The organism is Candidatus Bathycorpusculum sp. (genome assembly GCF_009778815.1).
In the GTDB taxonomy this organism is placed as follows: Archaea; Thermoproteota; Bathyarchaeia; order Bathyarchaeales; family Bathycorpusculaceae; genus Bathycorpusculum; species Bathycorpusculum hydrogenotrophicum.
Window position 1 is genome coordinate 1 of sequence record NZ_WRFL01000008.1, and the last position, 12714, is coordinate 12714.

The window sequence follows — 12714 nt, forward strand, 5'->3', positions numbered from 1 at the left end:
ACAAACCCGCCCTTGGCGACTTTTTCAGACAAACATTTTTTGCAATGCACCATACGAACTAACCTTGTTTGGCGATATATGTACAGCATCACATAAAATTATCTATAAGTGAACACTCTCCAAATATCAACGAAAAATAATTTTAAAATTATATATCCTTAATAGTTTTAAAAGCCTGTCCCAACAGTCCCAACTGTCCCAGAAATCCGAGCTTAAAACAGGGTTTAAAACGTGAAAACACCTCAATTTGAGGTGAGGTATCGTAAAATACACGATAAAAACCTAAAAAAAGAGAAAAATGATATCGGAACTTTAACGATACACATACACGTGAAAAACACTGAAAAACTTTCAAAAACCAAACAAAACCTCCACCAAACTCTCCTGAATCATCAGCACTTGCTTGCTCAACTCATCCATATCCGCACCTAAGTAATGTCTCACAAATACTGACTTCGGAACCCTCCCAGCTAAAATATCAACTAATTCCCCCAGAACATTATGTTTCCGAATGAACGTATTATTAAAACTCCTTAACTCTTTAAATCTTAAACTCTTATTCAATCTTTTAAGCCTGCATTGAATGATATTATAATTAACTGGGGAAGCATTGCATATTTCCTCAATAAATTGTGGGGATACAAAACTGATGAAAGTATTCTTAGTCTTCCTCAGAAACAGTTCCTTATATTTGAAGTGTTCCAGCACACAAGATTCTTTATTATAATACTCTCCAAGCCTTCCTTTATCATTCAATTCAATGATTAAATTAAACGAATCTATGCCTTCACCAGCTCTGAGGCCTGTAATGGCAAGGAACTTTACGAATATCTGTTCATTCCAATTGAGAGCTGTCCAAATATCCTCAAGATATTTGGGGACATCATTATGGTTTTTACTAAATATCGATAGAAAGCCCTTGAAAGCTGAATCGTTATTATTCCAATGTAATCCAGCATTATGCATTTGTTCCTTAAACTGGCTATATCTGTTAAGATACTTTGCTAAATTAGCAAGTGCACACAGCTTATGTCTCTGTCCTTTAGTTCCGATGATTGACTCGAAACTGCCAGTTCTCAAGCATTCCTGATGTTTTATAGCTTGGTAATAAATCATCTGTCTATAATGCTTAGAAAACCCCTTATTTTCGAGCCATTTGTTAAAAGAAGCCCAATTTATGTCTGGCTTTACGAGCCAAAGGTCGCCGGTTCAAGTCTGGCTCGGCCCACCAACAAAACGCAATAAAAAAGGGGGATGTTAGTTCATTTTTGTTGACTCTTCAAGTTCATGGTGATAAAATTGGGTGAGAACCATCAAGACGCTTTTACTGGATACTTTAAATCCAATCGTCGAGTTTTCTGAAATAAACATTCCTTTTTTGTCATCAGCTAAAATTATTCCACAGTTTGTAGGTAGCGGTGATTTGTCATAGAAAATATTGGCTGAGTTTTTGAGTTTCTGTACACTTTCTGTAAGTTCATGAATTACCAGCAGGATGTTGATGCCTTTGGAAGACATTGTTTTGATTGTTGGAATTAATTCGGAGAAGTCGTCATGAGGCATCATTAATCGTGCTTCCCCTGATGCACTTTGGATAATCTCTTTGGCTTGCTTGTTCAAGTTGTCCTTTCCGTGAATTGTCCAAATGAATTCTTCTGAAGATTCAATTTCTGTATTTTTCTCATAAAAATTGTCTAATTCGTCAAGTATGTTGTAGGCTTGAGATATTTGTTCTAATTTTTTTGCATAAAATGCTTCTATGTCATTTTTTCTTTGGGTAAGTTCTTTTTGTAGTGTATTTTTTAATTTGGTTTCTATTCTTTCCAATGCGACGGATGGTTTTATTGCTTTATAGAATAGCGGACGGCCTTTTTGGACTTCTATTAGTTTCTTTTTTTCAAGGCGGCTTAGGACTTCGTATATTTTGGAGTGTGGTATGTCCGCCATTTTGCTTAGGTTGCCTGCGTTTGATGTATTTTTTTGGATTAGGCTGATGTATGTTTTTGATTCGTATTCAGTTAAGCCCATGACTTCGAGTGCCTTTTGAAGTTCTACGATATTCACTTTTTTCACCACTGACAAAAAACAAAAGTGACAAAATCCCTTTAAGCTTTTCCAATTTCCCTTGTTAGATCAGTAAACTGCATGCCTGCAAAAAGAAACCTGCCCAACAATCACCAACAAAGGAAACGTATGCTAATGCACAACATTGATGTTGATACGTTAACTGGACTTACTTCCAACAAAGCTCAAGAGACACTAGAGCAAGAAGGATACAACGAATTACCCTCGTCTAAGAAAAGAGGCATTTTTAAAATTGCCTTAAGTGTAATTAAAGAACCAATTTTCTTTTTGCTAATAGCCGGCGGTAGCATATACTTTTTCTTAGGCGACATCGCTGAGGGTCTAGTTTTACTGAGTTTTGTTTTTGTTGTAATGGGTATAACAGTTTATCAAGAACGGAAAACCGAAAACTCTCTAGACGCCCTAAAAAACCTCTCAAGCCCGCGCACCATAGTTATTAGAGATGGAAAACAGGTTCGCATCCCCGGACGGGAAGTTGTAACTGGTGACCTTATTCTTTTAGCGGAAGGTGACCGTATCCCCGCAGATGCATTACTGATATCTTCCAATAACCTGATGGTTGACGAATCACTTCTAACCGGAGAATCCCTTCCCGTTAGAAAAGCAATTGGTACCTTAGAAGAGCAAAATTGGCGACCTGGCGGAAATGATCAACCCTACATCTACTCGGGAACTCTTGTAACACAAGGTCAAGCCATAGCCATAGTCAAAGCAACTGGCATACATGCGGAAATGGGCAAAATCGGAGTGGAACTTGAACATGTTGAACGCGATGAAACTAAACTCAAAGTTGAAGTATCCCATTTAGTTCGTAATTTTGCAATCTTTGGGTTATCTCTTTGTCTCTTAGTTATCATTGTTTATGGTTTAACACGGTTGAATTGGATAAGCGGCATACTGGCCGGAGTAACAATAGCAATGGCGCTTCTACCCGAAGAATTCCCCGTAGTTTTAACAATCTTTCTAGCCCTTGGTGCATGGCGCTTATCCAAAATAAAGGTATTAACTAAGCAGCCTCACGCTATCGAAAACTTGGGATCAGCTACTGTGCTGTGTGTCGACAAAACAGGCACCTTAACCCTAAACAAAATGTCTGTATCTCGACTCTGCGCAGACGACCAAATGTATGAGATAGACTCAGCGCTCAAAAGTCCACCCGATTGTTGCCATGAACTCATCGAATTCAGTGTATTGGCCTGCAAAAAATCTCCCTCTGATCCCATGGAAAAGGCCATTACAACCTTTGTTGATGGCGAATTCGCAAAAACAGAGCATGTCCACAGCGATTGGCAACTAATCCATGAGTACCCCTTATCTCAAAAATTGCTGGCTATGTCTAATGTTTGGGGTTCACCCAACGGCACCGATTACCTCATAGCAACTAAGGGTGCCCCTGAAGCCATAATCGACCTATGTCATCTGAAAGCCTCAGAAGCCCAAAAAATCTCTGATAATGCCCAAAAAATGGCTAACGATGGTCTACGCGTCTTAGGCGTCGCCAAGGTTTCATTTAAGGTGACCGGCGGGGACCTTCCAAAAGACCAACATGACTTTACATTCAAATTCTTAGGTTTAATCGGTTTCATCGATCCAATAAGACCCAACGTTTCAGATGCAGTTAATGAATGCTACAACGCAGGTATACGCGTAGTGATGATCACTGGTGATTACCCGCTGACTGCGCAGAAAATTGGTCAACAAATTGGCTTGCGAAACCCCGAGAACATCATAACAGGCCCAGAGCTTGAAAAATTAACTAACGAGGAGCTAAAAGAACGCATTAGAACTGTAACCATCTTTGCACGGGTTGTACCCGAACAGAAACTTCGCATTGTAGAAACCTTTAAGGCAAACGGCGAAATAGTTACAATGACCGGTGACGGTGTCAACGATGCGCCCGCTCTTAAATCAGCAAATATTGGCATCGCCATGGGTGAGCGCGGTACAGACGTAGCCCGAGAAGCCTCCACCATAGTTTTGCTGGATGATAACTTTATTTCGATCGTTGATGGCGTAAAGACAGGCCGCAGAATCTTTGACAACCTCAAAAAAGCCATAGTTTACATCTTTTCAGTGCACATACCTATCGCGGGCCTCTCAGCATTACCTGTGTTGCTTGGCTGGCCATTGCTTCTGTTGCCGGTACACATAGTCTTCTTAGAATTCATAATTGATCCCGCATGTACAACCGTGTTCGAAGCAGAACCAGAAGAAGCCGATATTATGCAACGCAAACCCCGAAGTATACACACTAAATTATTTAACCGAAAAGCTGCAATCTTGTCTGCAATCCAGGGCATAGTTGCATTGATTTTGGCAGTAGTGATTTACCTATATGCAACTGCAAGTGGTTTAAGTGTCGATACAGCTCGTACGATGACTTTCACAACGATAGTTTTGGCAAACTTAGCTTTGATAATAACTAATAGGTCCTGGAGTCACTCAATAGTTAGCATCTTTCGCAGGCCAAACAAAGCTTTCTGGCAAATACTGGTACTTGCAATAGTTGCTATACTGCTGGTGATTTATGTGCCGCCGCTGGCTGGTCTGTTTGCATTCTCCGCTTTGTCGCCTTTGAATCTGCTGTTATGTTTTTTGGCAGGTTTTGGCAACATCGTTTGGTTTGAAGTCTACAAAGTGATTAAGAAAGGCAAACTAGCCGTTTAATTTTTTGTAAACATGCTCTAAATGAAGGAAAAAACATGGGAAGTGAACATAAAGATAAGTCTAATGAAAAACTTAATTACCACAACAACTCCGCACAAGTTTTAGATACCGAAGAACTACTCAGTCTTCCAATACCTGACCTCTTTTCACGCCTAGACGTAACGAATGCAGGTTTAACTTCTAAGGAAGCAGACAAACGCCTTGAAATTTATGGCCGAAATGAACTCGCCCGCAAAAAAAACCGAGCAGCTATCTTTAATTTTCTTTCCCGCTTCAAAAGTCCCCTTGTAGTAATTTTAATGATTGCAGGTGGAATATCTGCCGTCTTTGGATCCTATGCGAGTGCCCTTGTAATCTATATTATGGTTTTTTTAAGTGTTTCATTAGGTTATTACCAAGAAAACAATGCCTCAAAAGCCGCTGAACTCCTCAGAGAAAAAGTAGCTACATCCGCAACTGTACTAAGGGATGGAAAAAAACAGGAAATCAAACTCTATGATATTGTCCCTGGCGACATCGTTTACCTCTCAGCTGGTGACATAACACCCGCTGATGCAAGAGTAATTGATGCCAAAGACTTATTTGTAAACCAATCAGCACTAACTGGTGAATCCTTCCCTATAGAAAAAACTCCCAATCCAATCCAGACCAAAGGGAGCTCGATAACTGAGTGGACAAATTATCTTTTTATGGGCACCGCTATAGTCAGCGGTACAGCAACAGCCATTGTTGTCAAAACAGGTGACTTAACTGAATATGGAAAAATCGCCTTAAAACTTGCTCAAAAAGCACCTGAAACTGAATTTGAAGTAGGCATTAAAAAATTCGGTTTTCTTATCATGCAAGTGACTTTCCTTTTGGTTCTATTTGTTTTTATGATTCAAGCCCTTCTCCATCCTAACATACAGGGGATATTGCAGGCTCTACTTTTTGCAGTGGCCCTTGCCGTTGGTTTAACTCCCGAATTGCTTCCCATGATTATAACCATAAACCTCTCCAAGGGGGCTCAAACAATGTCTAAAAAGGGCGTTATTGTTAAGCGCTTATCATCAATCGAAACCTTTGGCAGCATGAACGTACTATGCACCGATAAAACAGGAACACTCACCCAGAGTCAGATAAAACTAGTTCTTCACATAGACCTAAATGGCAAAGACGACCCAAAAGTTTTACTATACTCCTACCTAAACAGCCGGTTCCAAACCGGCCTCAAAAGTCCCCTTGATGAAGCCATACTCAAATATACTGAACTAAACATAGCGCCTTTCTCTAAGGTCGATGAAGTACCTTTTGACTTTGTAAGAAAACGAGTTTCTGTAGTAGTAGAAAAAGACAAACAAAGATTCTTCATAGCCAAAGGTGCTCCTGAAGAAATCTTTAAAGTATGTTCCTACTATGAGCTAAATAACGTAGTGTCTGATCTTTCAGCGGAAGCTCGGAAAAGAATTGAGCAAAAATACCTCGATTTAAGTTTTGAAGGCCTGCGCGTTCTAGGGATTGCCTGTAAGAATCTCAAAGAAGAAAAAGCCACCTACTATGTAAACGATGAGAGTGAGATGGTGTTTCTGGGATTTGTCGCCTTCCTTGACCCTCCTAAAGAAACAGCTAAACAATCAATAGAACTACTAGATAAAGCGGGTGTTGAACTAAAGATTCTCACAGGCGACAACGAACTCGTAACAAGAAAAGTTTGCAGTGAACTTGGATTTGAAGTTAAAGCTGTTGTTTTGGGAAGCGAAATTACCCAAATGAGTGACGAAGCTCTCTCCGCAGTGATTGAGGAGGCCAACGTTTTTGCTCGGGTCACTCCTGACCAAAAAAACCGAATCATCCATCTGCTAAAGAGCAACGGACATGTCGTCGGATTTATGGGTGATGGAATTAACGACGCACCTTCCCTAAAAACTTCAGATGTTGGCATCTCGGTAAACAATGCAGTTGATGTTGCTAAGGAATCAGCAGACATAATCTTACTAAAGACGGATCTTACCGTTTTAGGCGAGGGTGTTCTTGAGGGACGCAAAACCTTTGGCAACACCATGAAATACATTTTGATGGGTGTAAGCTCCAATTTTGGAAACATGTTTAGCGCCTCTGGCGGCTCGATTTTTCTACCCTTTTTACCGATGATGCCGATTCAAATACTTCTAAACAACCTTCTCTACGATACATCGCAAACGGTAATGACAACCGATAACGTAGATGATGAATACATCACAAAACCCAAACGCTGGGATATTTCCTTCATAAGACGCTTCATGATCACCATTGGACCGGTGAGTTCTTTATTTGACTATGTAACGTTTTTTATAATGATATTTGTTTTCGGCATCCCCCTCGGATTGACTGGCGCTGGCGTTCCAATAGCAACAGTTGCCCAGCAAGCACAGTTTCAAACGGCTTGGTTTATAGAATCTCTAACTTCACAGACACTTGTAGTTTTAATTATCAGAACCAGACAAGTACCTTTCTGGAAGAGCAAACCAAGTAAATACCTTATTGCCATGCTTTTATTTGTCATTGGATTTGCCCTAATAGTGCCCTATACGCCCTTAGGCGCCTTCTTTGGCTTTGAACCACCCCCGCCCATGTTCTATTTGGCCCTAGTAGGCATCCTAGGAGCATACGCGTTGCTTGCAGAAGTAGTCAAAAGATGGTTTTACAAACACAATGCACACCGTATAGAACAGACTCTGGTGCCTAAGAGAAAAACTATCCTAACCCCAAAACCTAAATCAAAACAAGTGTGAAAGACTAAAAACCCTATATGATGTTACCCATAATTTTATATCTCCGCTTATCTCTAAAGTTAGCGATGTGATTTCAATGGGGTATTGCTTTATTCAACCGTTTCCCTAAATCTATAAAATTTTTAGATACCACTCTGCGTGATGGTGAACAAACACCCGGTGTATCTCTTATTGCTGAAAATAAACTGCGTATAGCCCAAAAACTAGATGAGCTAGGCGTGGATGTGATTGAAGCTGGCTTTGCCGCAGTCTCAGAAGGCGAAATGGAGGCTGTGAGCTTAATTGCCAAACAGGGCCTACGCGCAGAAATCAGTAGCGCTGGACGAGGCACCAAAGGCGACATAGACGCAGTGCTAAAATGTGGAGCCTCAACTATGAGTATGATCATACCCACCTCTGATCTTCACATAGAGTGCAAACTCCGTAAAACCCGCGAACAGGTCCTAAAAACCACCCAAGAATGTGTCCAATACGCCAAAGACCACGGCTTAAACGTAGACCTGCTCGCTGAAGATGCCACACGCTCAGACTTTAACTACCTAGTCCAAGTCTTCCAAACAGCTGTTAACGCCGGCGTAGACCGCGTAACCCCCTGCGACACAGTGGGTATTCTAACCCCCGATAGCAGCTTTGACTTCTTTACCAAACTCACCAACAACATCCAAGTCCCCGTTGGTGTACACTGCCACAACGACTTTGGCATGGCCGTCGCCACCACCATAGCCGCCTTAGGCGCCGGCGCACAAGAAGCACACGCCACCATAAACGGTCTAGGCGAGCGAGCTGGCAACGCCGCTCTTGAAGAAATCGCCATAACCCTGCAAAGTCTCTACAAACAAACCATAAACATCAAACCCCAACTCCTCTACAGCACAAGCCAACTAGTCAGCCGCCTAACCGGCATCCACACCCAACCCAACAAAGCCATCGTCGGCGAAAACGCATTCACCCACGAATCAGGCATCCACACCCAGGGCATCCTAGCAAACCCCCTAACCTACGAACCCATCGCACCCGAACTAGTCGGATGCACCCGACGCATAGCCCCCGGCAAACACAGCGGCTCAAACGCCATACGCGCTAGCCTCACCAACATGGGCCTAAATCCCAACGAAGAACAATTCACCGACATCATGCAACGCATAAAAGAACTAGGCGACAAAGGCAAAACAATCATGGATGCAGACGTATTAGCCATCGCAGAAACTGTTATGGGCCTAGAAGGCGACAAACCCATCCAACTCGCCGAACTAACCTTTGTAGGCGGCAACAAAGTCACCTCCACCGCCTCTGTACGCCTAAAAGTCTACGGCAAAGACCTCTGGGGCAGTGCCATCGGAGTCGGACCTGTAGACGCTGCAATAAATGCCGTCAAAAACGCCATAGTCGAAACCGAACCCATAACCCTTGAACAATACAACGTCAAAGCAATCACAGGCGGAACCGATGCCATGGTTGAAGTCGTTGTGCACATGCGCAAAGGCAACCGAACCATTACTGCCATGGGTCTTCGTGAAGATATCGTCAAAGCCAGCATGGAAGCAGTCATAACCGGTATGAACGTCCTCAAAACCGACTACAACGGCAAAAAACCCCCAACTAACCCTTGTTAGCTGGCCAACCTTTTATCTGTACATCAAGCGATGCACATGATGATCGTAAAAAATTTTGATTTGTTAATTAACCTGATACCTTAGCCTACAATTTACCTGTACGCGTATACTATATTATGTGGTGTGAGAAGAGAGACGAATTGTGTTATTTTTTGTCTCATCTCTTCTTTGTGAGTGAGTATTTGACATTTTTACGGCAAGTTTTCCATTAAAACAGGTTGTGGCTGGTGCTTTAGAACGTATGCTTTATACGTGTGATGCAGTTAACTTAAAGAACAAGCATCAAGTATACTAAGCATTCGCAAACCTAAAAATGGGAAAGTGGTGTAAGCAGCAAGTGTCTCAAGCAACCTTTGAAGAAATGAGTGCCTCTGATTTTTTCTACCGTAATCGAGACATAGCAGGCTTATCAAACCCCTCCAGAAGCATATTTGTTGCCATACGTGAAGCAGTAGAAAACAGCCTCGACGCGGCTGAGAGCCAAAAAATTCCCCCCAATATCTATGTACGTCTATCCTTTGAATCTGAGGCAACAAAAGAAACTCAAGTTTACAAACTCAGAGTCGAAGACAACGGTTGCGGCATCCCCTCACGCTTCATCCCATCCGCATTTGGTCAGGTACTCTATGGAAGCAAATACAAACTCAAACAAGCCCGCGGCACCTTTGGACTTGGCGGCAAAATGGCGGTTCTATATGGACAAATCACCACCCACCAACCCGTCACAGTAACCTCAAGCACCGGCCAAGAAAAAATCTACATCTTTAAATTAATGATCGATATTCAGCGCAACAAACCCATAATCTTGGATCGCAAAGTCCTCATAAACAAAGACAATTGGCGCGGCACCATAATCGAGTTCACCCTCGAAGGCGACTATTTACGTGCCATGCCCAAAATTATTGAATACTTTAAACAAACAGCCATGGTTAATCCCTATGCCAATCTCACCTTTGTAGATCCCAAGGGGCGCCTCTACAAATTTACACGTGCAACAACCACCATGCCCGATCCACCCAAAGAAACCATGCCCCACCCCTACGGCGTAGACGTCGAGTTGTTGCAAAGACTTATCCAAATAACTGAATTTATGAACATGTCTACATTTCTACGCGGACACTTCCACCGCGTCGGCGAAATAACTGCCCAAAAATTCCTAGAATTCGCCGGGATTCCAGCTAACAAAAACCCCAAAAAGCTCACCCACGAAGAAATCGTGCGGCTGATGCAAAACCTCAAAAAATACAAAGACTTCCTACCCCCCGACGCAAGCTGTCTCTCACCACTGGGTGAAGAGCTCCTAAAAGCAGGTGTCACAAAAGAACTCAACCCTGAGTACCTTGTTGTACATCAACGCAAACCCAGCACCTATGCAGGCCACCCCTTCATAGTCGAGATGGCCATGGCATATGGCGGCGGTGTACCCAAACGCAGCAATTTTGTTATTTACCGCTATGCTAACAAAATCCCCCTGCTCTACGATGAAGCAAGCGACGTAGCCTACCGCGTAATTGCCAACGTAAATTGGAAACGCTACAAAGTCCACCCTGACATGCCGGTTGCTATAGTGGTGCATATCTGTAGCACAAAAGTACCCTACAAAACCGTGGGCAAAGAATTCATCTCAGACCGCCCCGAAGTCAGACGCGAAGAAGCCAACGCAATACGCGAAGTAGCAAGACAACTTCAACACTTCCTCGCCCGACAAGAACACGTACATAACGAAAAGAAACGACTGGGCATATTTAGTAAATATCTGCCTAAAATCGCCGAATTCTCCACAACCCTAGCAAAAGAAACAAAACAACCCGACATAGAAAAACTGCTAAAGAGTGTACAAAAATATGGCACAGAAGAAAGCTAAGATATCCGAACGAAAACAAGACGTCCTAAACCGTCTGCAAGCTTTCGGCAAAAACATCTATAACCAATTAGAAGAAGGCCAATTCCCCTCCGTTACCATGCCCAGCCGAAGCACCGAAAACATCACCTACGACGAAGCCGTACGACAATACGTCCTAGGCGAAAAAAGCGTCGGCCGAAGCACCCGAAACATTCGCCACATCAAACCCTTCACCCAACTAGCTTGGGTAGCACTATTTAGCAACGAACTAACCAGCCACCGCAAAACCAGCACCCTAAGAGATGTCTACTACTCCGCACAAGCCTACGAAATGACCTTCCAAGATCAGCAAGAATCAAACAACATCATCACCGACCTCGAAACCCTAACCGGCTTTGCACGCGAAGACTTCAACATCTTTCCCGAAGAACGTAGCGCCATATTTGGTGACATAGACGTCGGCTACACCGTACCGGGATATGAAGGCAAAACCGTCAACCTAACCAGCCACCCCGACGGCGTCCTTATCGGCCCCGCTATCACCTCAGCCGACTTCATAAAAACCAGCGCCGACAAAGTCATAGCCATAGAAAAAGGTGCCCTTTTCACCCGATTTATCGAAGAAAACGTACACAACAAACACAAATCTCTCCTTATCTCCTGCGGAGGCCAAGCACCCCGCCAAACCCGTAGCTTCATACGCCGACTCCACGACGAACTAGGCCTGCCCGTCTACATCCTAACTGACGGCGACCCCTGGGGAATGCACATCGCCCAAGTTATCATCAGCGGCTCAGCCAACGCCGCTCACCTACGCGACCTAAACACCCCCGATGCTGTCTGGAGCGGAGTCTGGGCAAGCGACATTATTGACTACAAACTACCCACCGACCCCCTCGATGAAGTAGACATCAAACGACTCTACGAACTTCAAAAAGACCCCCGATACCAAAACGACCCCGTCTGGCAACGCGAAATCAAAGTATTCTTAAAAATCAAACGCAAAACCGAACTTGAAGCTTTCAGCAGATACGGACTAACCTACATCGTTGATGAATACCTTCCCGCAAAACTAGAACAAAAAGCCAAAGCAGGCAAAGGCACCAAGAAAAAATAGCCTAAACCATTAAATTTGTAGTAACTGACATGGTGACAAATTGTCACCAGTTAAAGAATGTTGACAAGAGCCCGGTAAAATGCATTTAGAGTGCGAGCGTTTTTCCGTATTCTTCTGCACTGGTGATTTCGTTGAGGGCTTTTTTGTTGTGTATTATTCCCAAAAGTTTACTGGTTAAATCCAGTTTTTCTTGAGCATAACCAATCGTTAACATAACGATGATCTCAAAGTTGTCGGGGATTTTGAGTGTTTCTTTGACATCCGCTTCGTTGAAGCTACCCACACAGCAAGTTCCTAGTCCTTCTGCGACTGCTGTCAAAATCATGTTCTCTATTGCCAGAGACGTATCAATGGCATGCCATTTTTCTGAGGCTTTCTTATCACCTAATGCCACTATAACTATGGGTGCTTGTGCGGTGAATTTGGCGTAGGCTCCTTTGGCGAGGGTTTGACATTTTTCTCTATCACTAACTACGATAAAGTGCCAGGGTGCAATGTTTCGCGCTGATGGTGCTAATTGTGCTGCCTCTAAGATCTTTTTTAGTTTTTCTTTTGGTACTGGTTTGTCTTGGTAGCTGCGGATTGAATGCCGCGCTTTAACTGCTTCAAATACATCCATATCTGCGCCCAAAGAAACTA

8 protein-coding genes are annotated in these 12714 nt (G+C 43.1%); 5 read left to right on the top strand and 3 right to left on the bottom strand.

The window, feature by feature from the left end:
- Window positions 1-351 precede the first annotated feature (351 nt).
- A complete protein-coding gene (locus FWF39_RS02840) occupies window positions 352-1080 on the bottom strand; it encodes an integrase (protein WP_343381925.1) in 729 nt (242 codons plus the stop codon).
- Window positions 1081-1257: 177 nt separating this feature from the next.
- Window positions 1258-2064 carry a helix-turn-helix domain-containing protein gene (locus tag FWF39_RS02845; protein WP_343381926.1) on the bottom strand — a complete coding sequence of 269 codons (807 nt, stop codon included), beginning with the start codon at window positions 2062-2064 and terminating at the stop codon, window positions 1258-1260.
- Between the two features lie 81 nt (window positions 2065-2145).
- Between FWF39_RS02845 and FWF39_RS02850 the strand changes: the two genes are divergently transcribed.
- From FWF39_RS02850 to FWF39_RS02870, 5 genes are all read left to right on the top strand, one after another.
- Window positions 2146-4752, top strand: a complete 2607-nt coding sequence (locus tag FWF39_RS02850; RefSeq protein WP_343381927.1) for a cation-translocating P-type ATPase — start codon at window positions 2146-2148, stop codon at window positions 4750-4752.
- A gap of 35 nt (window positions 4753-4787) precedes the next feature.
- On the top strand, window positions 4788-7502 hold the full coding sequence (mgtA, locus tag FWF39_RS02855; RefSeq protein ID WP_343381928.1) for a magnesium-translocating P-type ATPase: 2715 nt from the start codon (window positions 4788-4790) through the stop codon (window positions 7500-7502).
- A gap of 113 nt (window positions 7503-7615) precedes the next feature.
- A complete protein-coding gene (locus FWF39_RS02860; RefSeq protein WP_343381977.1) occupies window positions 7616-9115 on the top strand; it encodes a 2-isopropylmalate synthase in 1500 nt (499 codons plus the stop codon).
- A 337-nt stretch (window positions 9116-9452) separates the two neighbouring features.
- Window positions 9453-10979 carry a DNA topoisomerase VI subunit B gene (locus FWF39_RS02865; protein WP_343381929.1) on the top strand — a complete coding sequence of 509 codons (1527 nt, stop codon included), beginning with the start codon at window positions 9453-9455 and terminating at the stop codon, window positions 10977-10979.
- Window positions 10960-12075 (top strand): DNA topoisomerase IV subunit A, encoded by a 1116-nt coding sequence (locus FWF39_RS02870; protein ID WP_343381930.1) that lies wholly within the window; start codon window positions 10960-10962, stop codon window positions 12073-12075. The genes FWF39_RS02865 and FWF39_RS02870 overlap by 20 nt, the downstream gene beginning before the upstream one ends.
- Before the next feature lie 85 nt (window positions 12076-12160).
- Here the strand turns inward: FWF39_RS02870 and FWF39_RS02875 are convergent, their stop codons facing one another.
- On the bottom strand, window positions 12161-12694 hold the full coding sequence (locus tag FWF39_RS02875) for a nitroreductase family protein (protein ID WP_343381931.1): 534 nt from the start codon (window positions 12692-12694) through the stop codon (window positions 12161-12163).
- Window positions 12695-12714: the final 20 nt, after the last annotated feature.

Coding starts and splice junctions, on each gene's coding strand:
- FWF39_RS02850 (WP_343381927.1), top strand. CDS start 2,146: ATGCCTGCAAAAAGAAACCTGCCCAACAATCACCAACAAAGGAAACGT.
- mgtA (WP_343381928.1), top strand. CDS start 4,788: ATGGGAAGTGAACATAAAGATAAGTCTAATGAAAAACTTAATTACCAC.
- FWF39_RS02870 (WP_343381930.1), top strand. CDS start 10,960: ATGGCACAGAAGAAAGCTAAGATATCCGAACGAAAACAAGACGTCCTA.
- FWF39_RS02875 (WP_343381931.1), bottom strand. CDS start 12,694: ATGGATGTATTTGAAGCAGTTAAAGCGCGGCATTCAATCCGCAGCTAC.